We start from the raw sequence: 23,628 nt of genomic DNA on the forward strand, positions 1-23,628 counted from the left end.
CCGTCGGCCAGCTTTACCTGGTGACGGAGGAACGGTCGTTGTCGATCATCGAGCTGGGCGAGATGCGCGACGAGCCCGTGCCGGCACCTCCGGTGCGCCGCCCGCGCGCCGTTGGTCGCCCGCTGCGCAGCGCGACTGTGCTGTTTCTCAGCCTGGTGGTGCTGGCCGGCGCCGCGCCGGCAACGCAGCGAACGGTGAGCGTGGTGCCGGCGTCGCGGATGGCCACCGCGTACCTGGCCGGGGACGGCGTCTTCGTCGTCGATCCGCCGGCACCCGACGGGGCCCGGTACCTGACCGCGTACGCCCAGCCGGCACCGACCGGTGCCGAGGTGCGGCGGCGGTGGCAGGCGCCGCTGGCCCGCACCGGCAACTATCTCGACGTCCGGGTCGAGCAGGGGTTGGTGCTGGCGTTGGCGGTCGGCGCCCCCAACCGGTTGTTCCAGACCACCGCCTTCGACATTGCGACGGGCCGGCAACGCTGGCAGCATCCCGGCGCTCCCCAGCCGACGCCCGGCGGTGGCCTGCTGGTGACCAATGGCCGGGAGGACGGGTCGGGCGCGATGAGCGGCGTTGAGCCCGACACCGGCCTGGTGCTCTGGTCGGTGCCGATCCCGCCGGCCGCCAGCCCCACCTACCACCTCACTCCCGAGGGGCAGGTCGACCGGTTCGTGCTCCTGCAACCGACCGGCGAGGTGCAGGTGCACGACGCCGGCACCGGCCGACTGCTGCGCAGCATCGACACGCTGCCCGGTGACCGGTCGGCGTACCAGCGGGTGCAGATCGTCGACGACCTGCTGCTGCTCGTCCCGCCGGGCAGCACCCGGCTGGTGAGCTTCGGGCTGGCCGAGTTGGAGCCACTCTGGACCTCGGAGGTGACGCTGGTGTCGCATGTGCTCGAATGCGGCGGTCTACTCTGCGCGGTGCCGCAGACCGGCGGCCTCCAGGTGCTCGACCCGGGCACCGGCGCCGTGCGGTGGTCGGAACCGGGCCAGGACGTCTTGGCCGACGTCCGGTACGGTCGGCTCCTGATGGCCAGACCCGGCCAGGGGTACGCGGTGCGGGACGCGGCCACCGGGCAGATGCGGACCGAGCTGGGCGTGTGGAGTCTGATGCCGGTGCTGCGGCCGGACGACCCGCTGGTCGGTGTGCGGCGGGGTGACGACGGTCGGATGGTCGTCGCCGAACTGGACCTGGTGGCCGGCCGAACGCGCATCGTCGACGTGCTGCCGGGCATCGCCGGCAGTTGCCAGGCGTCCCTGCCGGTCCTGCTCTGCCAGCGCCTCGACGGCACTACCGCTCTGTGGAGGTTGACGCGGTGACCGACTCGGTGATCGACCTCGGCGAGCTGCGGGACGACCCGGACCCGGAGTCGACGCCCCGCCCACCTCGCGCTCACGGTCGCCCGCTGCGCTCTGCGCTGGTCATGGTGCTGGCGCTGGTCACGCTCGCCGCGTCCGCCGTCGTACCGCCCCGGCGGGCCCCGGTGACGCTGCCGGGCCGGCCCGGGTCCGATGTCATGATCGACGGTGATCTGCTCCTGGTCATGGAGCCGGCCAGTACCGAAGCGCGGCAGGCGCGGCTGGCCGCGTATCGGCTGCCCGGCGTCGAGCCGGTCTGGCAGGTGACGCTGCCAGCGGAGGCTCGGTACTGGGGGATGATTCCGCTGGCCGGGACGCTGCTGGCCACCGGGTACGAGATCGGCCCGGAGGGTCGGGAGACACTCACCGTCGCACTGGACCGGGCGACCGGGGCGTACCGGTGGCAGCAGCCGGGCGCCGTCTCCAAGCTGACCGACGGCAACCTGCTGCTGCGCAACGGCGGCGAGACCGAACCGTCCAGTTTGCGCGCTGTGGATCCGTGCTGCGGCACCGTCCGCTGGGAGCTGTCCGGCCTCAGCCCCGACATGAGGGTGCGGGACACCGGGCTCGGGGTGGACCGGGTGGTGCTCAACCAGTTGGACGGGCCGGTCGAGGTACGCGACGCGAACACCGGCGCGGTGCTGGCCCGCGCCGACCTGCGCCCACCCGACGGTGGTCGGATCGGACTGGACCTGTCGAACGACCTGCTGCTGGTCCTCGACAGAGGCTCGGGCACTGTCACCGCGTACGAGCTGGACCAGCTCAAGCCCCGCTGGACCCGTGCCAGGGTGCACATCGACTTCGCGCTGGACTGTGGACCCGTCCTGTGTCTGCGCACCGGCAACAACGAGTTGCAGGCGCTCGACCCGGCAACCGGCGAGGTGCGCTGGCGCAGCAGCCAGTGGGGGTGGGCCTGGCCGACCGACGGCCGGCTGATGGCCAACATCAGCGGCGTCGGTCCGTCGGAGCAGTACGTCGTGCTCGATGCGCTGACCGGCCAGCAGTTGGCCGACCTGGGCCGGTGGGAGCTGTACCAGCTAGGTGTTGGCGGCCGGCTGCTCGGCCTGCGCCGGCATCCCGACGGAGGGGTGCTCGTCGGCGAGCTGGACATCGCCGCCGGAAAGGTGCACATCGTGGACGTGCTACCCGATGTCACAGGGGGGTGTCAGGCGGTCACCGGCTACCTGGTGTGCATCGCCACCACCACCGGCTCCTACCAGCTCTGGAAACTGGCCGGCTGATCACCAGTTCGCCTGGGTGGGCGGCGGGGGCAGCGGCGCCGACGCGGGCCGCAGCACGTACGCCACCCCGCCGCTGCCGCGTTGCCAGACCGCCTCGAACCCCTGCCGGGGCACGGTGCGACGGACCGCGTCGTCGTCCGGGGCGTACGGGTCGTTGAGCACCGGGTCGCCGTCGGCGGTGAAGCCGACAAGCACCATCAGGTGCCCCGCGGTGTCGTACCCGAGCCCCGGCACCTCGTCGGCCCGGAACGCGGCGGAGACGATCAGGGGGATGCCGGCGGCGACGAACGCCTCCGCCTCGACCAGCGACCGCAGCCGGGTGACGAACGCGTCCACCCCGTGCAGACCGGCGTACGCGGTGTTGAACGGCCAGTTGCCGGCCCCGGCGTACGCGTGGTCGTAGCAGTGCCGGGCGGCGTGGACGACCACCGGACGAGGGCCGGACGGCTCCACCCAGGCGTAACGGTCCGGCGTCGGCCCGGCGCCCCAGTAGGCGAGCACCATCGAGGTGCAGGTGGGGCTGCACCATGAGTCCCCGCCACCGCCCCACTGCGGGTACTGGCCGGCGTGCAGCCGCTGCGAGTAGCGGGGCACGTCCAACACCCGGCCCCAGGCAGCGGACGGGACGGGCTCTCCCGCGTACCCCTGGTGAGCCGTCGTGGGGCCGGTGGCGACCGCGCCGATGCTGCGCAGCACCGGGCCGGTCGGGCTGCCGGCGGGCCGGCACAAGGTCACCCGCGCCTGCCAACCGGTGACCGTCGCTCCGGTCACGATCAGGGTGTCGGTGTCGACCCGGGCGGCGCTGTCGCGCTGTCCGGGCAGCGAGGTGCGTCGTACCGTGTGGTCGTCGGCGGCCCAGTGGGCCAGGCGGTACCAGTCGGTGCTGGGTGCGTCGTCGTGCCAGCCGCGCAGGTCGACAGCGATCCAGCAGCCGTCCGGGGTGTCGGCCGTCCAGGACGGCACCACCTCGGCGACGGCGAAGCCGACAGGTACCGGCGGCGACGTCCAGGTGCCCTGCGGGGCGACGCCGTCGAGGGTGAGCCCTCGACCGCTGGCGAGCAGGCCGTCGCCGCTGCCACTGGCCGTGTCGGCCGGCAGGTGGAAACCCCGGTAGGCGATGTCTCGCCGGGTGGGTGGTGCCGCAGTGGTCATGCCAGGTCCGTCCGTCGCTCGATACCGCCGGCCAGCATCGCGTACGCCGCGGTGGCCCGCAACGCCGGCCGGCGCGGACGGCGAGGGACGATGGTTGCCGGCCGGCACTAGGTTGTCGGTGGTCAGCAGCGAGGAGGCCGGGATGCGGGTACTGGTGGTCGAGGACGAGCGCAACCTCGCCGACGCGATCGCACGGGGGTTGCGCAAGCGGGGGATGGCGGTCGACGTGGCGTACGACGGCGACGCCGGCCACGAGGCGGCGTTCATCACCAGGTACGACGTGGTGGTGCTCGACCGCGACCTGCCGGGTGTGCACGGCGACCAGATCTGCGCCGACCTGGCGGCCTCCGGCGCGTTGACCCGGGTGCTGATGCTCACCGCCAGCGGCACCGTGGCCGACCGGGTGGAGGGGTTGCAGCTCGGCGCGGACGACTACCTGCCCAAACCGTTCGCCTTCGACGAGCTGGTCGCCCGGGTGCAGGCGCTGGGCCGGCGGGCCACCCCGGCCGCGCCGCCGGTGCTCGAACTGGCCGACCTGGTGCTCGACCCGGCCCGCCGGGTGGCCACCCGCGCCGGGGTGCCGGTGGACCTCACGAACAAGGAGTTCGGTGTGCTCAGCGAACTGCTCAAGGCGCGGGGCGCGGTGGTCTCCAGCGAGGAGCTGCTGGAACGGGTCTGGGACGCGAACACCGACCCGTTCACCACCATCGTCCGGGTCACGGTGATGACGCTCCGTAAGAAGCTCGGTGACCCGCCGTTGATCGAGACGGTGGTCGGCGCGGGCTACCGCACCGCCGAGGTGAGCGCATGAGCCGGCGGTTGCGACCCACCCTGCGGTTGCGGCTGACACTGCTCAACGGGGTGCTGCTGATCGGCGCCGGAGCGATCCTGGTGTTGCTGGCCTGGCTGCTGGTCCGCGACGCGTTGCGACCCACCGACGAGTTGGTGCCCGGCACGATGGTGCTGCTCTCCGACGGCCGGCAGATGGACGCCGCCCAGTGGCAGCGGCAGTTGGTCGATGCCGCCTCCGGGGAGTTGCTGGCCAAGGGCCTGGTCGCGCTGCTGGCGATCAGCGTGATGGGGGTGGCCGGCGCGTACGCGGTGGCCGGTCGGGCGTTACGCCCACTGCACCAGGTCACGGCGACCGCCCAGCGGCTCGGTGAGGCGACCCTGGACCAGCGGATCGGTTACTCGGGCGCCGACGACGAGGTGGCCGAGTTGGCCAAGACGTTCGACGCCATGCTGGACCGGATCGCGTCCGCCTTCGAGGCCCAGAAGCGCTTCGTGGCGAACGCCTCGCACGAGCTGCGTACCCCGCTCGCCGTGATGCGGACGGAAATCGACGTGACGCTCAGCGACGACGACGCGGACACCGCCGAGTACCGACGGATGGCGACAGTGGTCCGCGACGCCTCCGAGCGGGCCAACGGCCTGGTGGACGCGCTGCTGGTGCTGGCCCGCAGCGAGGCGCAGGCTGGGCGGCAGTTGGGCCGGCGTACCGAGTGTGACCTCGCCGCGGGCACCGCCAACGCACTGTCGGCGATGCGCCGCGAGGTGGAACGGATCGGCCTGCGGGTGCAGACGTCGCTGGAGTCGGCGCCGGTCGTCGGCGACCCGGGGCTGCTCGACCGGCTGGCCGGAAACCTGATCGAGAACGCGGTCCGCTACAACCACCTGCACGGGCGGCTCTGGGTGCGTACCGGCACCGACGGTGACCGGTCCTGGCTGGTGGTGGGGAACACCGGTTTCGAGGTGGACCAGGCCGACGTGCCGGGGCTGTTCGAGCCGTTCCGCCGTGGTGGCCGGGAACGCACCGGAGCCCGTGGCTCCGGCCTGGGGCTGTCCATCGTCCGGGCGGTCTGCACCGCGCACGGCGGCGCCGTACGGGTGGTCGCGCAGCCCGGCGGTGGCCTGGAGGTGACTGTCACCCTGCCGTCGTCGGACGCCCCGGCCGTGCCCGCGACGGTGTCCGTCGCCGGCTGATCGGGGTTGCGCGCCCCACTCGGCCGGTGGCAAGATCGCCGGGTCAGCTCGGAGAGTGGAAGGGGGTGCGCGATGTCCATCAGTCAAGGCTCCGCACCCCGGGTCCTCGCAGGCTGACCCCCGGCGGCGGAGCGTCCCCATCCGAAGATGGAGAGACCACCCGTGCATCCACGGATCCGCAACATCAGTTTCGACTGTCACGACACGTACGCCCTGGCCGGCTTCTGGTCGGCGGTGCTCGGCTACGCCCGGCTCCCGGAGGACGTTCCGGGTGACCCGGAAGCCGCCCTGCTGCCGCCGGACGGTGCCACGCCGAACATGTTCTTCCAAGCGGTGCCCGAGGACAAGGTGACCAAGAACCGGGTCCACATCTGCCTGGAACCGGTCGACCGGACCCGCGACGAGGAGGTCGAGCGGGTGCTCGGCCTCGGGGCCACGATGGTCGCCGACCAGCGGCGCACCGACGGGACGGGCTGGGCGGTTCTCGCCGACCCGGAGGGAAACGAGTTCTGCGTGCTCCGCAGTGCCGGGGAGCGGGTCGACACCACTGTGGAGGACCAGGCATGAGTTCGACGATTCACAACATCAGCATCGACTGTCACGACACGTACGCCCTCGCCGGCTTCTGGGCGCAGGTCTTCGACTGCCCCCGGCAGCCCGACGACTTTCCCGGCGACCCGGAGGCGATGCTTCTGCCGCCGGGTGGCCCGGAGGTGCTGTTCATCGCGGTGCCCGAGGGCAAGTCCGTGAAGAACCGGCTGCACCTGGACCTGCAACCCGCCGACCGCACCCGGGCCGAGGAGGTCGAGCGGCTGCTCGGCATCGGCGCGACGCTCGTCGCCGACCACGTCGGCCCGACCGGCGGCGGTTGGGTGGTGCTCGCCGACCCGGAGGGCAACGAGTTCTGCGTGCTCGGCAACGCCGCCGAGCGGGCCGCAGCGGCAGCGGCGCGGGCCGCGGCGGCGGGTGTCGAACCGGCCTGACAGTCGACGTACGGCACCGGGCGTCGGCCACCTTCGCGTGGCCGGCGCCCGGTGCCACACTCCCGGGGCGGGACCTGACCGCGAGGTTCAGGCTGTGGCCGGGCCGTGCCCTGGCGCGGGTGACTGGACGAAGGCCGTCGCGCCCTCGTACTCCGCCACCGGGGCAGCGCCGACATGCTCGTACTCGAGCAGGAGCAGGCCCTTCGCTGTCGCTTCGTGGTGAACCAGTCGGAGGCCGACGGATGCGCTCGGATGGTCGAGCAGCCGCCGCCCGGAACCGGCCACGGCGGGGGCTACGACGAGCCGGAGTGTGTCGACGAGGCCGGCCGACAACAGAGCCTTGCCAAGTCGTGCGCTCCCGTGGATCTGGAGCTCCCGTCCTGGCTGAGCCCTGAGCTCTCCGACGGTGTGGATCGGGTCTCCGCGGAGCACCGTCGTCGGGTGCCAACCACCTTCCGCGAGGGTGTTGGTCACGACGTACTTCGGTAGTGAGTTCATGCGTTCGGTGAACGGATCGTCCGGGTCGGTGATCTGCGGCCAGTCGCGAGCGAACGCCTCGTAGGTCCGCCGTCCGAGCAGCAGACCGTCGGCGAGATCCAACCAGTCGGAGGTCCGGCGGACGAAGACCTCGTCCAGGTAGGGCACGAGCCAGCCGCCCCGGGTGAAGTTGTCGCTCGTGTCCTCGGTCGGCGAGCCGGGCCCCTGGCTGACGCCGTCGAGAGTGACGAACTGGGTAAGGACGATCTTCACAGCGCCCCCTGGCGCTCGGCGAGCCCGGCGAGTTGTTCGGTGACCGAGCCCCAGCCGTCCGCGAAGCCGATCTTCTCGTGGAGGTCACGAGCGGCGGGATCACCGTGACGGACGATGATCCGGTAGTCCGTGCCGTCCGGATGATCCTTCATGGTGATCTCCGCGGTCATCGGGACCGGGGTTGGATGCGCGGGCCGCCAGGCGCTGTCGATCACGTTGGTGAACACGATCCGTTCGAGATCGTCGACGACGAGGAAGCATGCGTCGAGGTGCGGGACGAACTCCACCCCGTCCTCGCTCAGTCGGGTCACGAGTCCGCCACCGGGCCGGACGTCCAAGCGATCGACGCGGCACAGGGCCGGCGCCGGTATCCACCACTTCTCGAAGCGGGACGGATCGGTCCAGGCGCTCCACACGGCGGCGAGAGGTGCGCGGATGATCCGCGCCATGCTCAGGTCCAGGTCGGGATTCATTGCTGGTTCTCCTGCTCATCGGTGACGAGGCGTTCCAGGCGATCCGTGCGCTCCTCCCAGATCCGGCGCTGCTCCGCGAGCCAGTCGTCGACGACAGCGAGGCGCTCGCGGTTGAGCACGCAGGTGCGCACCCGGCCGGACTTGGTCGTGTGGATCAGTCCGTTCGACTCGAGCGTCTGCACGTGCTTCATGAACGAGGGAAGGGTCATCGGAAATTCGCGGGCGAGGTCGCCGACGCTCGTCGGACCGTGGCCGAGGCGGCGGATGACCCAGCGCCGGGTCGGGTCAGCGAGGGCGACGAACACGCCGTCGAGCTGCGCCGAATACTGTGCCATGCGGCTAAGTGTTGCGGGAGATGACACTTAGCGCAAGGGCACAGTATCGGTGGCCCCGGGGTGGCCGCCGTGCCAACCGCGGCCGGTCGGCGCGCTTCAGGAGAGCAACAGGGGCCCCGACCACCCGAGGGTGGCCGGGGCCCCTGTCGCGCACCGATCAGGACTGCTTCTCGACCTGGCCCCGGATCGTGGTGAACTCGGCCTTCGCCTGGTCGGCGGACTTGAAGTACATCACCACCATGCCCAGGCTGCCCCGGTCGGCCCAGACGCAGATGCCCAGCGGCACAGTCGCGGCCTTGCCGTCGCCGCAGCGCGCCTCGCCGCCGAGCGGACCGGCGTCGACTGCCGTCATCGTGTCCACAGTCAGCTGCTTGGACAGGCCGTCCACATAGGCGTCGAGCTCCTTCTTCGGGTCCGACAGCAGCCCGGAGACGCCCGCGATCATGACGAGGTCCTGCTTGGTCGGGTCGCCGTAGAAGGCGGCGATGGTGCTCGTCTCGTTCCCCGCCGCCGTCTTCATCCCGGCGACCGCCTGCTCGGCAGCACTCTGGAGCTCCGGGTTGGTCAGCTTCGGCCGGCCGGCGAGGGTGGCCGGCGCGACCACCCGGGTCTTGCTGGCGTCGAGCACGTCGTTCACCGGCCCCTTGGCGACGAACCAGATGATCGCCGCGCCGCCGACGCAGAGCACCAGCACCACTGCCAACACGATCAGCACGATCTTGCCGACGTTCGACTTCTTCGCCGGGGGCGGGCCGCCGGCCAGGTTCGGGTCACCGTACGGCTGACCCGGTTGCGCGGGCGGAAAACCGGGCTGCGCGGGCGGGAAGCTGGGCTGCGCGGGCGGGAAGCTGGGCTGCGCGGGCGGGAAGCTGGGCTGCGCGGGCGGGAAGCTGGGCTGCGCGGGTGGGTAGCCAGCGGGCTGCTGCGGCTGTCCCTGCTGCTGCGGCGGCGGCCAGCCACCAGGCTGCTGGCCCGGCTGCTGCGACGGGTCGGGGGAATCGTGCGGCGGGCCGTAGGGATTGGCCGGCGGCTGGGACATCAGTCAGCTCCAAGATGGGGGTGCAAAACGCGTGATCCTAACCCGGCGCGGCGCGCCCGTCGTACCCGCGAAAACCCGCACCCAGCAGTTCTCTGATCACAAACGGTCGCGGTGGCCGGTCCGTCCACCAGGGACGGTCCGACCACCGCGACTGTGGTGCTGCGATCTCGTCAGGCCGGCAGGCTCGCCGCACCGGGCGGCAGGAACCGCTGGCCGGTGACCCGCTCGGAGGTGCCGGTCCGGTCCAGGTACGGCGTGACGCCGCCCAGGTGGAACGGCCAGCCGGCGCCCAGGATCATGCACAGGTCGATGTCCTGCGCCTCGGCGACCACGCCCTCGTCCAGCATCAGCCGGATCTCCTGCGCGAGCGCGTCGAGGGCGTTCTGGCGTACCTGCTCGGCGGTCAGCGGCTGGTCACCGACCACGAGCAGCTTGGCGACCTCCTCGTTGACCTGGTCGTCGACCACGATCGGCCGCCCGGAGTCGGCGATCCGCTTGAGGTTCTCGCTGACCCCGAACCGGTCCGGATACGCGGCGTGCAGGGTGCCGCCCACGTGGTACGCAACGGCCGGCCCGACCAACTGGAGCAGGGCCAGCGGGCGCATCGGCAGGCCCAGCGGGTCCAGTGCGCTGTTCGCCACGTCCAGCGGAGTGCCCGCGTCGACGGCGGCGAAGACGGTGCCCAGGAAGCGGGTGAGCAGCCGGTTCACCACGAACGCCGGAGCGTCCTTGACCAGCACGCTCGACTTCTTGAGCTGCTTGCCCACTGCGAACGCGGTCGCCAGGGTGACGTCGTCGGTGCGCTCGCCCCGGACGATCTCCAGCAGCGGCAGCACCGCCACCGGGTTGAAGAAGTGGAAACCGACCACCCGCTCCGGGTGCTCCAACTCGGCGGCCATCTCGGTGATCGACAGCGAGCTGGTGTTGGTGGCGAGTACCGCCTCCGGAGAGACGATCTTCTCCAACTCGGCCCAGACCTGCTTCTTGACGCCCAGGTCCTCGAAGACCGCCTCGATGACGAAGTCCGCGTCCGCGAAGGCGCTCTTGTCGACAGTGCCGCTGACCAGGCCGTACAGCTTGGCGGCGGTGCCCTTGTCCATCCGGCCCTTGGTGACGGCCTTCTCGATCTGGGTGTGCACGTAGCCGACGCCCTTGTCCACCCGGGACTGGTCGAGGTCGGTCATCACCACCGGCACCTGGAGGCGGCGGGCGAACAGCAGCGCCAGCTGGCTGGCCATCAGACCCGCGCCGACGATGCCGACCTTGGTGATCGTGCGAGCCAGGCCCTTGTCCGGTGCGCCGGCCGGGCGCTTGGCCCGCCGCTGCACCAGGTCGAACGCGTACAGGCCGCTGCGCAGCTCCTCGGAGAAGACCAGGTCGGCGAGGGCCTCGTCCTCGGCGGCGGTGCCGGCGGCGAAGTCGCCGTCCTTCGCCGTCTCCAGCAGGTCGAGCGCCTTGTACGCGGCCGGGACCGCGCCGTGCAGCCGCTGGTTCAGCGTCTCCCGGGCGAAGTAGAGCACGCCCGCCCACATGTCCTTGTCGACGGCGGGTCGGGTCACGGTGACCTGACCCCGGACCACGCCGGCAGCCCACTCCAGGGACCGCTCCAGGAAGTCCGCCGGCTCCAGCAGGATGTCCGCGATGCCCAGCTCGGCAGCCTGCTTCGGCTTGAGCATCTTGTTCTGCATCAGCGGGTTCTGGATGATCACCTGGGTCGCCGCGGGGATGCCGATCAGGTTCGGCAGCAACTGGGTGCCGCCCCAGCCGGGCACCAGACCGAGGGAGACCTCAGGCAGCGCGAGGGCTGCCGCGCCGCCGGAGAGCGTCCGGTAGTGGCAGTGCAGCGCCAGCTCCAGGCCACCGCCCATCGCCGCGCCATTGACGAACGCGAAGGTGGGGACGCTGCTGTCCTTGAGCCGGGCGAAGACCCGGTGGCCGAGCCGGCCGATCTCCAGCGCCTGCGCGCGATCGGCGAGCTGCGGCAGGCCGACGATGTCCGCGCCCACGCAGAAGATGTACGGCTTGCCGGTGACCGCGATGAACGCCGGGTCGGCGGCGAGCGCGGCGGTGATCGCCTCGTCCAGGCTGGCCAACCCACCCGGGCCGAAGGTGTTCGGCTTGGTGTGGTCGAAGCCGTTGTCCAGCGTGATCAGGGCGGCGGGCCGGTCCAGCCCCGGCACGTTCACCTGGCGCAGGAGCGCCCGGGTGACGACCTCGTTCGGTGCCTTCACTTGTTGCCACCCTCCCAGTGCGGGTTCTCCCAGATGACAGTGCCGCCCATGCCGATGCCGATGCACATCGCCGTGAGGCCGTACCGGACCTCGGGGTGCTCGGCGAACTGGCGGGCGAGCTGCGTCATCAGCCGCACGCCGGAGGAGGCCAGCGGGTGACCGATGGCGATAGCGCCGCCCCACGGGTTGACCCGCGCGTCGTCGTCGGCGATGCCGAAGTGGTCCAGGAAGGCGAGCACCTGCACGGCGAACGCCTCGTTCAGCTCGAACAGGCCGATGTCGTCGATGCTGAGCCCGGCGAGGCGCAGCGCCTTCTCCGTCGACGGGATCGGGCCGACGCCCATCACCTCCGGCTCGACTCCGACGAAGCCGAACGACACCAGCCGCATGGCGACCGGCAGGCCCAGCTCGCGGGCGGTGGCCTCGTCGGCCAGCAGACTCGCGGTGGCACCGTCGTTCAGGCCGGCCGCGTTGCCCGCGGTGACCTTGCCGTGCGGGCGGAAAGGGGTCTTCAGGGTGCCGAGCTTCTCCAACGAGGTGTCCCGCGGGGCCTCGTCGACAGTTGCCAGGCCCCAGCCGCCCTCCGCGTCGCGGATCGACATCGACACCAGGTCGTCCTGGAGCTTGCCGTTGGCGTACGCCTTGGCGGTCTTCTGCTGCGAGGCGAGCGCGAACGCGTCGGTGCGTGCCTTGGTGATGTGCGGGACCAGGTCGTGCAGGTTCTCCGCGGTGGCGCCCATCACCAGCGCGGACGGGTCGACCAGCTTCTCCGCGATGATGCGCGGGTTGGGGTCGACGCCCTCACCCATCGGGTGGCGGCCCATGTGCTCGACGCCACCGGCGATGGCGATGTCGTACGCGCCCATGGCGATGCCGCTGGCCACCGTGGTGACCGCTGTCATCGCACCCGCGCACATCCGGTCGATGGCGAAGCCGGGGACGGTCTTGGGCAGCCCGGCCAGCAGGGCGGCGGTGCGGCCGATGGTGAGGCCCTGGTCGCCGATCTGGGTGGTGGCCGCGATGGCGACCTCCTCGACCCGCTCCGGGGGCAGCTTCGGGTTGCGACGCAGCAGTTCCCGGATGCAGCGGATCACCAGGTCGTCGGCGCGGGTGTTGGCGTACATGCTAGCCGCCTTGCCGAACGGGGTGCGGACGCCGTCGACGAAGACGACGTCGCGAACTTCACGGGGCACTTGAGCCTCCTATTCGACCGTGATTCGGCCTTCGCGCCGGGCGGCACGCCGGACCGGAACAAGGGTCGCCGACACGGGCACGTTTCCCTCGGATGCTACTCGCCAGTAACCAACCCCGTCCCCACCCCCGCCTGTGGCCCACCCCACACCACCCCGATCCGCCAGCCCTCGTCGATCATGAAGTTGTTGTCGGGACACGCCGGTCTGGATGGCAACAACTTCATGATCAACCGCAGTGGGTGGGGGTGGGGTGGAGGTGGGGTGGGGGTGGGGTGGGTTAGGGGGGTGGGGTTTTTGGGGTCAGGGCTTCGGTCAGGTCGGGGGTGAGGAGGCCGATCTGCCACTCGCGGGCGTTGAGGCCGCGGAGGGTCTCCGCCACCGCCTCCTCGGTGATCTCCTCCGGCGGGGTCCAGGCCAGCCGGCGGACCGAATCCGGAGTGATCAGGTTTTCCGGCGGAAGGTTGTGCTCACCGGCGATGCGGATCACGACCTCCCGGCAGCGGGCCAGTCGACCGGCCGCCACCGGGTCCCGCTCAGCCCATCGGTGCGGCGGAGGCGGGCCCTCCACCGCCGGCGAGACCGGCAGGGAACCCTCCGGCAGCTGCCGGGCGTCGTCGAGCGCGGCGAGCCAGGTGCGGGCCAGCCGACGGACCGACCGACCACCGAAGCCGGGCAGGGTCAGCAGGGTCTTCTCGTCCTTCGGGTCCAGCTCGGCCGCGGCGATGATCGCCGAGTCGGGCAGCACCCGACCGGGAGCGGCGTCCCGTCGGGCCGCGATCTGGTCCCGCGCGTACCACATCGAGCGGACCCGGGCCTGGGCCCGCGCCCCCCGCAGCCGGTGGATGCCCGAGGTGCGCCGCCACGGCTCCGCCCGAACCCGGGGCGGGCGTGCCCCGGTGCGGACCAGCGCGGCGAACTCCTCAGCGGCCCAGGCCGACTTGCCCTGCCGGGTCAACTCGGCGTCCAGAGCGTCGCGCAGGTCGGTGAGCAGCTCCACGTCGAGGGCGGCGTACGTCAACCACGACTCGGGCAGCGGTCGGCTCGACCAGTCGGCCGCCGAGTGGTGCTTCTCCAGTGTGAACCCGAGCAGCTGCTCGGTGAGCGCGGCCAGCCCGACGCGTTCGAACCCGGCCAGCCGAGCCGCCAGCTCGGTGTCGAACAGTCGGCGTGGACGCAACCCCACCTCGGCCAGGCAGGGCAGATCCTGGCTGGCCGCGTGGAGGACCCACTCGGCCTCACCGATCACCGCGTCCAGCGCGCTGAGGTCGGGCAGGGGCAGCGGGTCGATCAGCGCCGTGCCCGCACCGGCCCGGCGAAGTTGCACCAGGTACGCGCGCTGGCTGTAGCGGTAGCCGGAAGCGCGTTCGGCGTCCAGGGCGACCGGGCCGGTGCCCGCTGCGAAGCGGGCCACGACCTCGGCAAGCTCGGCCGGGGCGGCCACCGGATCGGGGGTGCCGTCACGCGGGGCGATCAGCGGAACGGGCCCACCGTCGGCCGGGTCGGCCCCCTCGCCCGCCGGCTGCGGCTGGGCCGACGGCGGGTGCTGGGGTGCGTTTCCCGGAAGTTCTTCGGTGGGCCGACGGCGCAGGGGTGGTTCGTCGGTCACCTGCCAACCCTAGTGCGCGCGGAGATCCGGCGGGTGCAGCCGGTCCGGCGTGTGTCGATCAGGTGTCCGCAAAGTGTCCTCCCGAGGGCCGAACGTCAGGCTGCGCCGGCCGGCCGGCGGTCGGAGAGGGCGGTGACGCCGGGTGGGGGGAGACCGGCGGTGGAGGCGAGCAACGCGCACCAGCCGAGCAGGTGTGGGGTCAGGTCGTCGTCGATCGGCGTCCAGGACGCGCGGATCTCGATGTCACCGATGGTCGGCGGGCCGGCGAGATCGCCGAACCGGGTCGACATGGTCTGCGTCACCGTTCCGCCGATCGCCCGGTGGCCGGCGTCCTGGGTGTCCAACGCGTCGGTCAGCCACGTCCAGCCGACCCCTGGCAGCAGCGGGTCGGCGGCCAGATCGACCTCCAACTCGGCGGTCACGTAGGTGACCAGCCGCAGGGTGCCCTGCCACGCCTCGTGCCCGATCGGGTTGTGCAGCAGGATCAGCCGGCCGGTCGCGACCTCGTCGTCGTCGCGCAGCACTGTCGCGGCGAGCGCGAACGCGTACGGGGCCAGCCGCTGGGGGGCGCCGACCTCCTCCAGGGTGATCTCCGGCCGGGGGGCGGCCGACCGCAGCCCGGCGACCGCTCGGGCGAACGTCTCCGGGAGCGCGATCGGGGGGGCCATGTCGGCAGCCTATGCCGACGCCCGCCCCCCGCTTCGACGGCGCGCCGACGCTCACCGAGGGGCCCTCGCTTCGACGCCGCGGTAAGGAACGGTGCCCTTCCTCTCACCCCCACCCTGTCGGGGGTGGCGGGCGTGGCACGATTGCGGCGATGACCACGGACACCACGGGCACTGTCGCCCGAGACGGAGAATCCCGCCCCGGCGGACCGGCCGACTCGCCCTTCATCCGGGCCTGCCGACGTCGGCCCGTCCCGCACACCCCGGTCTGGTTCATGCGCCAGGCCGGCCGCTCCCTCCCGGAGTACCGGGAGATCCGGGCGAGCGTGCCGATGCTGGAGTCCTGCCGGCGCCCGGAGCTGGTCACCGAGATCACCCTCCAGCCGGTGCGCCGCCACGGCGTGGACGCGGCGATCCTGTTCAGCGACATCGTGGTGCCCGTCGCCGCGGCCGGAGTCGACCTGGACATCGTGCCGGGCACCGGCCCGGTGGTCGCCGAGCCGATCCGCACCGCCGCCGACGTGGAGCGGATCCGCCTGATCACCCGCGACGACGTCTCGTACGTGGACGAGGCAGTCCGGCAGTTGGTGATCGAGCTCGGGGACACCCCGCTGATCGGTTTCGCCGGTGCGCCCTTCACGCTGGCCAGCTACCTGGTCGAGGGCGGGCCGTCGCGCACCCACGCGAAGACCAAGGCCCTGATGTACGGCGATCCGGAGCTGTGGCACGCGCTCTGCGCCCGACTGGCCGAGGTGACGCTGGCCTTCCTGCGGGTGCAGATCGAGGCCGGCGTCTCCGCCGTGCAGCTGTTCGACTCGTGGGCCGGCGCGCTCTCCGAGGCCGACTACCGCCGTTTCGTGCTGCCGCACTCCACCACAGTGCTGAGCGGGTTGGCCGACGACTGCTCCGGGTCGGGGCGCGGCGACAGACGCGCCGAGCCGGAGCGGTCGTACGCCGGGGTGCCCCGGATCCACTTCGGGGTGGGCACCGCCGAGCTGCTCGGCGCGATGGGCGAGGCCGGGGCCGACGTGGTCGGTGTCGACTGGCGTACGCCGCTGGACGTGGCCACCGGCCGGATCGGCGCGGACAAGGCGGTACAGGGCAACCTGGACCCGTGCGTGCTGCTCGCGCCGTGGCCGGTCGTCGAGGCCGAGGTGCGCCGCATCCTGGAGCAGGGCCGGGCGGCCCCCGGGCACGTGTTCAACCTCGGCCACGGGGTGCTGCCGGAGACCGACCCGGAGGTGTTGACCCGGGTGGTCGCGCTGGTGCACGAGCTGTCCAGCCGCCGAGCCGACCAGGGCTGACCGGGAATGCGGCGGCCCTGGCGGGTGGCGGTGGTCGGCGGCGGGATCGCCGGTCTGGCCGCCGCGGTCCGCCTGCGCGACAGCGCACCGGCCGGCACCGAGATCACCGTGTACGAGCAGTCCGGCGTGCTGGGCGGGAAGCTCCGCACCGGGGAGCTGGCTGGTCAGCCGGTGGAGTTCGGCGCGGAGTCGTTCCTGATGCGCGACCCGACCGGCGCCGAGAGCGCGGCGGTGGCGTTGGCCCGCCGGCTCGGGCTGGCCGAGAAGATCGTGCACCCCACTGTGGGGCAGGCCGCGTTGGTCATCGACGGAGGGCTGCGCCCCATCCCGGGCGGCACCCTGGTGGGCGTACCCGGGGATCTGGATCGGGTGGCCACTGTCGCCCGCCCGGCCGCGGACGCCGACACCGACGGCGGTCGGCCGCTGGTCGGGCCGGACGCTGACGTCTCGGTGGGCGCGCTGGTCCGGTCCCGTTTCGGCGACGAGGTGGTCGAGCGGCTGGTCGACCCGATGCTGGGCGGCGTGTACGCCGGCCGCGCCGACGATCTTTCCCTGGTCACGACGATGCCGGCGCTGGCCCGTGCGGCCCGGGTGGAGCACACACTGGTCGGTGCGGTCCGGGCCGCCCAGGCCGCCGCGCCGCGTGCGCCCGGCGCCCCGGTCTTCGGGACCCTCGCCGGTGGGCTGAGCACCCTGGTCGAGGCGGCGGTGACGGCCAGCGGCGCGACGGTGCGGCGAAACGCCGCAGTGCGCGAGTTGACAGCGACCGACACGGGTTGGCGGCTCACCGTCGGCCCGACCCGTGACCCTGTACTGGTCGACGTGGACGCGGTGGTGCTGGCGGTGCCGGCGCGACCGGCGGCGCGGCTGCTCGCCGGCCCCGCGCCGGCGGTGGCGGCGGGCGTCGGCGCGCTGGACTACGCGAGCGTCGCGCTGGTCACCATGGCGTTGCCGCAACCGCGACTGCCCGAGCTGTCCGGCTTCCTGGTGCCCAGCACCGAGGGCCTGCTGATCAAGGCGGCGACCTTCTTCACCACCAAGTGGGGGCACCTGCGCAAGCCGGACGGGTTGGCACTGGTGCGCGCCTCGGTGGGCCGCTACGGCGAGGAGGCGCACCTTCAGCGCCCCGACGCGGACCTGGCGGCCACCGTGCACCGGGAGCTGTCGGCGGTGCTCGGCACCCCGTTGCCCGCCCCGGTCGACGGGCACGTGCAGCGGTGGGGCGGTGCGCTGCCGCAGTACACGCCGGGGCACGCCGACCGGCTCGCCGCCGCGCGGGCGGCGCTGCGGGCAGCGCACCCCACAGTGGTCCTGGCCGGCGCCGGTTACGACGGCGTCGGCATCCCGGTCTGCGTCCGCTCCGGCGAGACGGCGGCCGAGGAGATCATCACAGCACTGGGAGGATCGGCGAGATGACCGAGCAGACCAACGCGGCCCGGTTGCGGGAGCTGAACGACAGCATCCGCTACACCATGTGGTCGGTGTTCCGGGCCAGCGCCCCGCTGCCGTCGCTGCGGGACAACGTCACCGGTGAGGTCGAGTCCCTCTTCGAGGAGTTGGCCGGTAAGGACGTGGTGGTCCGGGGCGTGTACGACGTCTCCGGGCTGCGCGCCGACGCGGACGTGATGATCTGGTGGCACTCCGCGTCCCCCGACGCGCTCCAGGACGCTTACCTGCGGTTGCGCCGCACCACGCTGGGGCGGGCGCTGACCCCGGTGTGGTCGCAGATGGCGCTGCACCGGCCGGCGGAGTTCAACAAGAGTCACATCCCGGCGTTCCTGGCCGGTGAGGAGGCTCGCCCCTACATCTGTGTGTACCCGTTCGTCCGCTCCTACGAGTGGTACCTGCTGCCCGACGCCGAGCGGCGCGAGATGCTGGCCGAGCACGGCAAGTTGGCCCGCGGCTACCCGGACGTGCGGGCCAACACGGTCGCCTCGTTCGCGCTCGGCGACTACGAGTGGATGCTCGCCTTCGAGGCCGACGAACTGCACCGGATCGTCGACCTGATGCGGGACCTGCGCGCCTCCGGCGCCCGCCGGCACGTCCGCGAAGAGGTCCCGTTCTACACCGGCCGCCGCCGTTCGGTAGCCGAGATCGTCAACTGCCTGGTCTGACCCGCCCACCCCGGCCCCGCCCCTCGCCCCGCCCCCGCCCCGCCCTCGCCGATCTTGCGGTTTCTGTCCCGGCGAAAAGGGCATAAGCCGCGATTGGGCGACCGAAAGTGCAAGATCGCGGGAGGGTGGGGCAGGGGCGGGGCGGGGGTGCGGCGCGGCTGGGTTAGAGGGGACGGAGCATGACCTGTTCGCCGTCGGGCGTCAGGTTGCCCGGCTCGTCGGTCATCCGGAAGCCGGCGCGGCGGTAGAGGGCCTTCCCTCGCGCGTTGTCGAGCCTGACGTTGAGCCTCAGCCGGGTGGCGCCGCGCTCGTGGGCCCACTGCGCCACCTCGTTCACCAGGCGGTCTGCGACACCCGTGCCGCGGGCGTCGGGGTGCACCCACATCGAGATCAGGTCAATCATCAGCGGATCCGGTGTGGGCACACCGCTCGACATCCCGACCGGCCGCCCGTCCAGGACGGCCACCACGTTGTGTGAGTTGGGGATGCTCAGCCGGTCGCGCCAGCGTTGCTCGCGGTCGCCGTCGCCCTGCCAGTCGGCGAGCCGGGAGCCGAACGCCCCCGGTGCCTCGGTGAGGGCGGCCAGCCGCAGTTCACGCCAGGTCGGCCAGTCGTCGGGGGTGAGCACCCTGATCTCGATCATGCGGGGATGGTGCCCGGACGGACTGGCGGGCACCACCGCATTTCCCACCGGCCGGCGCCGCACCCCCGCCCGGGTGCGGCGCCGGACGGGGATCAACTGGTCGTCGTACAGGAGACCAGCGGAACCGGGTTGCTGCCGTTCCACGAGCCGAGGAAACCGAACGTGGTGCTCGCTCCGGCGGCAAGGGTGCCGTTGTGGTTCGCGTTACGTGCGGTGACAAGCGTGCCGTTGGCGCCGACCGTCGCGTTCCACGACGAGGTGACCTGCTGGCCGTTGTTGTAGTTCCAGCTCACCGACCAGCCCCGGGTCGGTGAACCGCCGGCGGTCACCTTCACCTCGGCCTGGAAGCCACCGGACCACTGACCGGTCACCTGGTACGTCGCGGTGCAGGCACCGGCCGGCGGGGGCGTGGTCGGCGGGGGCGTGGTCGGCGGCGGGGTGGTGGGCGGCGGGGTGGTGGGCGGCGGGGTGGTGGGCGGCGGGGTCGTCGGCGGGGGCGTGGTGGGCGGCGGGGTCGTCGATCCGCCGCCGAAGTCGACGTCGCTGCACAGGTAGTACGACTGGTCGAAGTGGCTGGCCTGCCAGACGGTGTAGACGATGTGCCGTCCGGTGCGTCCCGGCGCGCTGACCGGGATCTGGATCGAGACACCACCGGTGTCCTGGTCCCACTGCGAGGCCGGGGTGTTGCCGATCTGGCCCGCCAGCTCAAGGTTCCCCCAGCCGAGCGGTTGGGTGGCGGAGTTGAAGCCCTGCTTGGTCACGTACACCCGGATGTAGTCGGCGCCGTGACTGGCCTGGTCGAAGAAGCGCAGCCGGAAGTTGTTCGACACCGCTGTGGTCTTCCAGGCGCCGACGGTGTCCAGTGCGTTGTAACGAGGGCTCTGGGTGCGTCCGCCGCTGCACAGTTGGCCGTCGGGGACGGCGGCCTGGTGGTTGCCCCCGACACCCTCGCGGAACAGGCCGTTCCAGTTCCACATGGCGGCCGGGTCGGCCTGCCAGGCCTGCCAGCACATCGGGTCCTCGGTGGCCATCCGAGGGTTCTGGAAGTCACCGCCCCAGCGTTGCCAGCAGCTGTAGTTGCGCGAGGCCGGGTCGACGACCGAACCATGCGCGGAGGCGGGCTTGGCCAGGATGGTGGTCAGTGCGGTCGCCGACAGGAGCGTGGCGGTCGCCGCGACGGCGAACAGCCAGAGCGCACGTCGTGATCGGGTGAGAGTGAACATGGAGCCCCCGGGGGGATGAGGTCGGACGTCGACACCCGGATCGTCGGGAGTTGCCCACTCCCGTGCCTGATCGCTGGCTCCCGCGATGGCGCTACCCGGCACCATGCCAGTTCGATCGTCAGCCGTCAATGGCCTCGCGTCGCATCGGCGTGTGCGGGATGCCGTCCTCGACGTACTCGGGGCCGCTGACCGCGAAGCCGTGCCGGGAGTAGAACGCGACCAGGTGCGACTGGGCCTCCAGCACGCACTGCCGGTTGCCCACCACCTCCAGCGCCGCCGTCATCAGTCGGCCGGCGTGTCCGCCGCCGCGCGCCGCCGGGGCGACCACGACCCGGCCGATCCGGGCGACACCGTCCGGGTCGGCCAGAATCCGCAGGTACGCCAGCGGCGCGCCGCCGTCGGTGAGCCAGATGTGCCGGGTGCCCGGCTCGACGTCCCGCCCGTCCAGCTCCGGGTACGGGCAGTTCTGCTCCACCACGAACACGTCGATGCGCAGTTTGAGCAGGTCGTGGAGGGTGCGGGCGGTCAGGTCGGCGAAGGAGGCCGTCCGGAGTTCGGTGGTCTGCTGGGGCACCCACCGATGGTAGGTCGGGCGTGTTCGCCTGGGTCCGCCCGGTCGGGTGCGAGGTAGGTGGCCGGGCGGGCGCGGTCAGGCCGGGCGGGCGCCGACGGCGTCGCGGATCTCGGCGCCCACCGCGCCCTCGACGGCGCGGGCGCAGTGCGCGCAGCAGAAGAAGCGGCCGTTGACCTCGACGCCGTGCCCGACGATCTTGACCTGGCAGTGCTCGCAGATCGGTGCCATGCGCTGGATCGCGCACTCGAACGAGTCGAAGGTGTGCACGTCGCCGCTGACCGTGTGCACCTCGAACGCCATCCAGTAGTCGTTGCCGCAGACCTCGCAGGTTGCCACCGAAAACCTCCGTTAAGTGGACAAGTGCCTACAGAATCCCCCAGGCGGCTCCGCCCTGAGGGCGGAACGTCGATGCCTGGCCACTGCGGCGGCGTGTCGGCGTCGGCGTGTTGCCCGTTGTGCCAGGTGAACCGCCGTAACCCCCGGGAGGATCACCGTGATCAAGCGCAACAGGCTCTTCGGCAACCAGACCCGGGTCACCTTCTGTCTGCCCCGCGATGTCCCGCCCGGCCCGGTGAGCGTCGTCGGCTCCTTCAACGGCTGGCAGCCTGGTCGACACGAGCTGGTGGCCCGCCGCGACGGCACCAGGACGGTGACGGTGAAGCTGCCGCCGGGGGAGCACCGATTCCGTTACCTCGGCACCGGCGGCGTCTGGTTGGACGACGAGTCGGCCGACCAGGTCGACGACCGGGGCAGCCTGCTCCGGCTCGGTTAGAAAACTGCCGCCATCGATGTATTTATCGATGAGAGTCTTTACTGTTAACAATGTTTAAATTACTTTGAGGGGCACCTCACCGCACCTGGAGAAGGAGCTGCCCCGATGCGTCGAAGAATCACCATCCCGCTGGTGGCGGCGGGCGCCGTCGCCGCCACCCTCACCGTCGCCGCCCCCGCGCAGGCGCACGGCTACGTCTCCGCCCCACCGAGCAGGCAGGCGCTCTGCGCGCAGGGCCGGGTGCCCGACTGCGGGCAGATCAAGTACGAGCCGCAGAGCGTCGAAGGGCCCAAGGGCCTGCGCAGCTGCAATGCCGGAATCGCCCAGTTCGCCGTCCTCAACGACGACAGTCGGGGCTGGCCGGCCACCTCGGTGGGCAGCTCACTGACCTTCACCTGGGTGAACACCGCCCGGCACGCCACCAGCAACTGGGAGTACTGGATCGGCAACACCCGGGTCGGCGTGGTGAACGGCAACGGCCAGCAGCCGGGCGCCACTGTGTCGCACAACGTCAATCTCGGCGGCTTCTCCGGCCGGCAGAAGATCCTCGCGGTGTGGAACATCTCCGACACGGCGAACGCCTTCTACTCCTGCATTGACGTGCAGATCGGCGGCGGAGGGTCGAACCCGACACCCACCCCCACCACCTCACCCACCCCACGGCCCACCCCGACCGCGACTCCGACCACTCCGCCAGCGCCGGGCGGCAGTTGGACGACGGGCCGGGCCTACCAGGTCGGCGACCAGGTCACCTACGGCGGAGCGACGTACCGCTGCCGGCAGGCGCACACCGCGATCCCGGGCTGGGAGCCGCCGAACGTACCGGCGCTCTGGCTCCAGGTCTGACCGCACGGGTGCGGCCCCTGGTCGCACCCGTGTCGCCGCTCTCGCGTGAACGGAGCAACCGGCATGCCCCGCCGTACCCCGCTGGTGTCCCTCGTCGCGGCTCTGCTGCTCACCGGAGCCTGCGCCGGACCGCCCACGTCGAGCCCGCCGGCCCTGCCGCAGCCGGCCCCCGCCTCCCCGGCCGGATCGACCGCGGCCGGGGACGCGGGCGTCGGGTCCGCGAGTGCCGGGCCCTCGATCGAGGCGGACGCGATGAGCGGGATCGACGTGGTGTTCCTGAGCACCATGGTCGGGCACAGCGAACGCACCCTCCAGATCGTCCGGCTGGCACGGGACCGGGTGCGCGACGACGCGCTGCGCACCCTGGCCGCCGCCGTCGAGGCGACCGAGGCCGACGAACTGGCCGCCATGCGCGGCTGGTTGCCCACGACCGGGCCGGGCGCCAGCGCGGCAGCACACCACCACGACGGACACGGCGACGACGCCGCGCTCGACCGGCTGCGGACCGCGCCGGACGCCGACGTCGACCGCGTGCTGCGCGACGTGCTCGCCGACCACCAGCGATCGGCCGCCGACCTGGCCCGATCCCACGTCGGCGTCGGCCGCAACGAGCAGGTCCGCGACCTGGCCCGGCGGATCGAGCAGTCCCGGACCGCCGAGGTCAAGCTGCTCAGGGGTACGCAGTGAGCGCAGTCACGCCCTGACCGGCGCTTTGGTCAGCGGGGTTCCAGCTTGATGGAGACCGAGTTGACGCAGTGCCGGGTGTCCTTCGGGGTGAAGCCCTCGCCGTGGAAGACGTGCCCGAGGTGACTGTCGCAGCGGGCGCAGCGGATCTCCGTACGGGCCATGCCGAGGCTGCGGTCCTCGATCTCCTTGACCCGGCCCGGGATGGCGTCGTCGAAGCTCGGCCAGCCGCAGTGCGAGTCGAACTTCGTGTCGCTGGAGAACAGCTCCAACCCGCAGGCGCGACAGTGGTAGACCCCCTGGGTCTTCGTGTCCACGTACTCGCCCGTCCACGGGCGTTCGGTGCCGGCCTCCCGTAGAACGTGGAACTCCTCGGGGGTCAGTCGGACCCGCCACTCTTCGTCGGTACGGGGCAGCTCGTTGTCGTCAAGACTCACCACCCAACGGTACGTCGAACGT

Annotated in this window: 26 protein-coding genes; 12 read left to right on the plus strand and 14 right to left on the minus strand. The window is 72.0% G+C overall.

What is annotated here, in order from left to right; genetic code table 11:
- Nucleotides 1–20: 20 nt before the first annotated feature.
- Together MED01_RS30215 and MED01_RS30220 are read left to right on the plus strand one after the other, a co-directional pair.
- Nucleotides 21–1,319 (plus strand): outer membrane protein assembly factor BamB family protein, encoded by a 1,299-nt coding sequence (locus MED01_RS30215; protein WP_238671860.1) that lies wholly within the window; start codon nt 21–23, stop codon nt 1,317–1,319.
- Complete coding sequence (locus MED01_RS30220) at nt 1,316–2,599, plus strand: outer membrane protein assembly factor BamB family protein (protein ID WP_238671861.1); 1,284 nt, start codon at nt 1,316–1,318, stop codon at nt 2,597–2,599. Before MED01_RS30215 ends, MED01_RS30220 begins: the two co-directional genes overlap by 4 nt.
- Here the strand turns inward: MED01_RS30220 and MED01_RS30225 are convergent, their stop codons facing one another.
- Nucleotides 2,600–3,751: a C39 family peptidase gene (locus tag MED01_RS30225; protein ID WP_238671862.1), complete on the minus strand. Its 1,152-nt coding sequence runs from the start codon at nt 3,749–3,751 to the stop codon at nt 2,600–2,602.
- Nucleotides 3,752–3,893: 142 nt separating this feature from the next.
- On the opposite strand from MED01_RS30225, the gene MED01_RS30230 reads away from it, so the two are divergent.
- The 4 genes from MED01_RS30230 to MED01_RS30245 all read left to right on the plus strand — a co-directional run bounded on the left by MED01_RS30230 (nt 3,894) and on the right by MED01_RS30245 (nt 6,717).
- Nucleotides 3,894–4,562: a response regulator transcription factor gene (locus MED01_RS30230; protein WP_238671863.1), complete on the plus strand. Its 669-nt coding sequence runs from the start codon at nt 3,894–3,896 to the stop codon at nt 4,560–4,562.
- Nucleotides 4,559–5,734 (plus strand): sensor histidine kinase, encoded by a 1,176-nt coding sequence (locus MED01_RS30235; protein ID WP_238671864.1) that lies wholly within the window; start codon nt 4,559–4,561, stop codon nt 5,732–5,734. The genes MED01_RS30230 and MED01_RS30235 overlap by 4 nt, the downstream gene beginning before the upstream one ends.
- A 147-nt stretch (nt 5,735–5,881) precedes the next feature.
- Nucleotides 5,882–6,301 (plus strand): VOC family protein, encoded by a 420-nt coding sequence (locus MED01_RS30240; protein WP_238671865.1) that lies wholly within the window; start codon nt 5,882–5,884, stop codon nt 6,299–6,301.
- Nucleotides 6,298–6,717: a VOC family protein gene (locus tag MED01_RS30245; RefSeq protein ID WP_238671866.1), complete on the plus strand. Its 420-nt coding sequence runs from the start codon at nt 6,298–6,300 to the stop codon at nt 6,715–6,717. Before MED01_RS30240 ends, MED01_RS30245 begins: the two co-directional genes overlap by 4 nt.
- Nucleotides 6,718–6,804: 87 nt before the next feature.
- Here the strand turns inward: MED01_RS30245 and MED01_RS30250 are convergent, their stop codons facing one another.
- From MED01_RS30250 to MED01_RS30285, 8 genes are all read right to left on the minus strand, one after another.
- Complete coding sequence (locus MED01_RS30250; RefSeq protein WP_238671867.1) at nt 6,805–7,467, minus strand: dihydrofolate reductase family protein; 663 nt, start codon at nt 7,465–7,467, stop codon at nt 6,805–6,807.
- Entirely contained in the window at nt 7,464–7,940 is a 477-nt protein-coding gene (locus MED01_RS30255; RefSeq protein WP_238671868.1) for an SRPBCC domain-containing protein, read from the minus strand. Before MED01_RS30255 ends, MED01_RS30250 begins: the two co-directional genes overlap by 4 nt.
- Nucleotides 7,937–8,275, minus strand: a complete 339-nt coding sequence (locus tag MED01_RS30260; protein WP_091400640.1) for an ArsR/SmtB family transcription factor — start codon at nt 8,273–8,275, stop codon at nt 7,937–7,939. The genes MED01_RS30255 and MED01_RS30260 overlap by 4 nt, the downstream gene beginning before the upstream one ends.
- A 157-nt stretch (nt 8,276–8,432) precedes the next feature.
- Nucleotides 8,433–9,314: a hypothetical protein gene (locus tag MED01_RS30265; RefSeq protein WP_238671869.1), complete on the minus strand. Its 882-nt coding sequence runs from the start codon at nt 9,312–9,314 to the stop codon at nt 8,433–8,435.
- 170 nt (nt 9,315–9,484) lie between these two features.
- On the minus strand, nt 9,485–11,545 hold the full coding sequence (locus tag MED01_RS30270; RefSeq protein WP_238671870.1) for a 3-hydroxyacyl-CoA dehydrogenase NAD-binding domain-containing protein: 2,061 nt from the start codon (nt 11,543–11,545) through the stop codon (nt 9,485–9,487).
- A complete protein-coding gene (locus tag MED01_RS30275) occupies nt 11,542–12,738 on the minus strand; it encodes a thiolase family protein (RefSeq protein WP_238671871.1) in 1,197 nt (398 codons plus the stop codon). Before MED01_RS30275 ends, MED01_RS30270 begins: the two co-directional genes overlap by 4 nt.
- Before the next feature lie 277 nt (nt 12,739–13,015).
- Entirely contained in the window at nt 13,016–14,344 is a 1,329-nt protein-coding gene (locus MED01_RS30280) for a ribonuclease D (RefSeq protein WP_238671872.1), read from the minus strand.
- A gap of 95 nt (nt 14,345–14,439) precedes the next feature.
- Nucleotides 14,440–15,012, minus strand: a complete 573-nt coding sequence (locus tag MED01_RS30285; protein ID WP_238671873.1) for a DUF3000 domain-containing protein — start codon at nt 15,010–15,012, stop codon at nt 14,440–14,442.
- 149 nt (nt 15,013–15,161) lie between these two features.
- Here MED01_RS30285 and hemE point away from each other — a divergent pair, with 149 nt between their 5' ends.
- Genes hemE through hemQ form a run of 3 tightly spaced genes read left to right on the plus strand, consistent with a single transcriptional unit; the run spans nt 15,162 to nt 18,427 of the window.
- Nucleotides 15,162–16,313: a uroporphyrinogen decarboxylase gene (gene hemE / locus MED01_RS30290; RefSeq protein ID WP_238671874.1), complete on the plus strand. Its 1,152-nt coding sequence runs from the start codon at nt 15,162–15,164 to the stop codon at nt 16,311–16,313.
- 6 nt (nt 16,314–16,319) lie between these two features.
- A complete protein-coding gene (gene hemG, locus MED01_RS30295; protein WP_238671875.1) occupies nt 16,320–17,729 on the plus strand; it encodes a protoporphyrinogen oxidase in 1,410 nt (469 codons plus the stop codon).
- On the plus strand, nt 17,726–18,427 hold the full coding sequence (hemQ, locus tag MED01_RS30300) for a hydrogen peroxide-dependent heme synthase (protein WP_238671876.1): 702 nt from the start codon (nt 17,726–17,728) through the stop codon (nt 18,425–18,427). Before hemG ends, hemQ begins: the two co-directional genes overlap by 4 nt.
- Nucleotides 18,428–18,590: 163 nt before the next feature.
- Here hemQ and MED01_RS30305 read toward each other — a convergent pair whose 3' ends face one another.
- The 4 genes from MED01_RS30305 to MED01_RS30320 all read right to left on the minus strand — a co-directional run bounded on the left by MED01_RS30305 (nt 18,591) and on the right by MED01_RS30320 (nt 21,203).
- Entirely contained in the window at nt 18,591–19,070 is a 480-nt protein-coding gene (locus MED01_RS30305) for a GNAT family N-acetyltransferase (protein ID WP_238671877.1), read from the minus strand.
- Nucleotides 19,071–19,162: 92 nt separating this feature from the next.
- A complete protein-coding gene (locus tag MED01_RS30310) occupies nt 19,163–20,293 on the minus strand; it encodes a lytic polysaccharide monooxygenase auxiliary activity family 9 protein (RefSeq protein ID WP_238671878.1) in 1,131 nt (376 codons plus the stop codon).
- 118 nt (nt 20,294–20,411) lie between these two features.
- Nucleotides 20,412–20,867 carry a GNAT family N-acetyltransferase gene (locus tag MED01_RS30315; protein WP_238671879.1) on the minus strand — a complete coding sequence of 152 codons (456 nt, stop codon included), beginning with the start codon at nt 20,865–20,867 and terminating at the stop codon, nt 20,412–20,414.
- Between the two features lie 75 nt (nt 20,868–20,942).
- On the minus strand, nt 20,943–21,203 hold the full coding sequence (locus MED01_RS30320; RefSeq protein ID WP_091400670.1) for a metallothionein: 261 nt from the start codon (nt 21,201–21,203) through the stop codon (nt 20,943–20,945).
- Nucleotides 21,204–21,360: 157 nt separating this feature from the next.
- Here MED01_RS30320 and MED01_RS30325 point away from each other — a divergent pair, with 157 nt between their 5' ends.
- The 3 genes from MED01_RS30325 (at nt 21,361) to MED01_RS30335 (ending at nt 23,172) form a co-directional block, all read left to right on the plus strand.
- A complete protein-coding gene (locus MED01_RS30325; RefSeq protein WP_238671880.1) occupies nt 21,361–21,639 on the plus strand; it encodes an isoamylase early set domain-containing protein in 279 nt (92 codons plus the stop codon).
- Nucleotides 21,640–21,744: 105 nt separating this feature from the next.
- Nucleotides 21,745–22,485: a lytic polysaccharide monooxygenase gene (locus tag MED01_RS30330; protein WP_238671881.1), complete on the plus strand. Its 741-nt coding sequence runs from the start codon at nt 21,745–21,747 to the stop codon at nt 22,483–22,485.
- 63 nt (nt 22,486–22,548) lie between these two features.
- Nucleotides 22,549–23,172 carry a DUF305 domain-containing protein gene (locus MED01_RS30335; protein ID WP_238671882.1) on the plus strand — a complete coding sequence of 208 codons (624 nt, stop codon included), beginning with the start codon at nt 22,549–22,551 and terminating at the stop codon, nt 23,170–23,172.
- A gap of 29 nt (nt 23,173–23,201) precedes the next feature.
- Here MED01_RS30335 and msrB read toward each other — a convergent pair whose 3' ends face one another.
- Complete coding sequence (msrB, locus tag MED01_RS30340) at nt 23,202–23,606, minus strand: peptide-methionine (R)-S-oxide reductase MsrB (protein ID WP_030336225.1); 405 nt, start codon at nt 23,604–23,606, stop codon at nt 23,202–23,204.
- Between the last annotated feature and the right edge of the window lie 22 nt (nt 23,607–23,628).

Source organism: Micromonospora alfalfae, assembly GCF_022230925.1.
Classification (GTDB): domain Bacteria; phylum Actinomycetota; class Actinomycetes; order Mycobacteriales; family Micromonosporaceae; genus Micromonospora; species Micromonospora alfalfae.

What these genes read in the sequence shown, in the direction of transcription:
- MED01_RS30225 (WP_238671862.1), bottom strand. Translation starts at nt 3,751, where the DNA reads ATGACCACTGCGGCACCACCCACCCGGCGAGACATCGCCTACCGGGGT.
- MED01_RS30230 (WP_238671863.1), top strand. Translation starts at nt 3,894, where the DNA reads ATGCGGGTACTGGTGGTCGAGGACGAGCGCAACCTCGCCGACGCGATC.
- MED01_RS30235 (WP_238671864.1), top strand. Translation starts at nt 4,559, where the DNA reads ATGAGCCGGCGGTTGCGACCCACCCTGCGGTTGCGGCTGACACTGCTC.
- MED01_RS30240 (WP_238671865.1), top strand. Translation starts at nt 5,882, where the DNA reads ATGGAGAGACCACCCGTGCATCCACGGATCCGCAACATCAGTTTCGAC.
- MED01_RS30245 (WP_238671866.1), top strand. Translation starts at nt 6,298, where the DNA reads ATGAGTTCGACGATTCACAACATCAGCATCGACTGTCACGACACGTAC.
- MED01_RS30255 (WP_238671868.1), bottom strand. Translation starts at nt 7,940, where the DNA reads ATGAATCCCGACCTGGACCTGAGCATGGCGCGGATCATCCGCGCACCT.
- MED01_RS30260 (WP_091400640.1), bottom strand. Translation starts at nt 8,275, where the DNA reads ATGGCACAGTATTCGGCGCAGCTCGACGGCGTGTTCGTCGCCCTCGCT.
- MED01_RS30265 (WP_238671869.1), bottom strand. Translation starts at nt 9,314, where the DNA reads ATGTCCCAGCCGCCGGCCAATCCCTACGGCCCGCCGCACGATTCCCCC.
- MED01_RS30285 (WP_238671873.1), bottom strand. Translation starts at nt 15,012, where the DNA reads ATGGCCCCCCCGATCGCGCTCCCGGAGACGTTCGCCCGAGCGGTCGCC.
- hemE (WP_238671874.1), top strand. Translation starts at nt 15,162, where the DNA reads ATGACCACGGACACCACGGGCACTGTCGCCCGAGACGGAGAATCCCGC.
- hemG (WP_238671875.1), top strand. Translation starts at nt 16,320, where the DNA reads ATGCGGCGGCCCTGGCGGGTGGCGGTGGTCGGCGGCGGGATCGCCGGT.
- hemQ (WP_238671876.1), top strand. Translation starts at nt 17,726, where the DNA reads ATGACCGAGCAGACCAACGCGGCCCGGTTGCGGGAGCTGAACGACAGC.
- MED01_RS30305 (WP_238671877.1), bottom strand. Translation starts at nt 19,070, where the DNA reads ATGATCGAGATCAGGGTGCTCACCCCCGACGACTGGCCGACCTGGCGT.
- MED01_RS30310 (WP_238671878.1), bottom strand. Translation starts at nt 20,293, where the DNA reads ATGTTCACTCTCACCCGATCACGACGTGCGCTCTGGCTGTTCGCCGTC.
- MED01_RS30330 (WP_238671881.1), top strand. Translation starts at nt 21,745, where the DNA reads ATGCGTCGAAGAATCACCATCCCGCTGGTGGCGGCGGGCGCCGTCGCC.
- MED01_RS30335 (WP_238671882.1), top strand. Translation starts at nt 22,549, where the DNA reads ATGCCCCGCCGTACCCCGCTGGTGTCCCTCGTCGCGGCTCTGCTGCTC.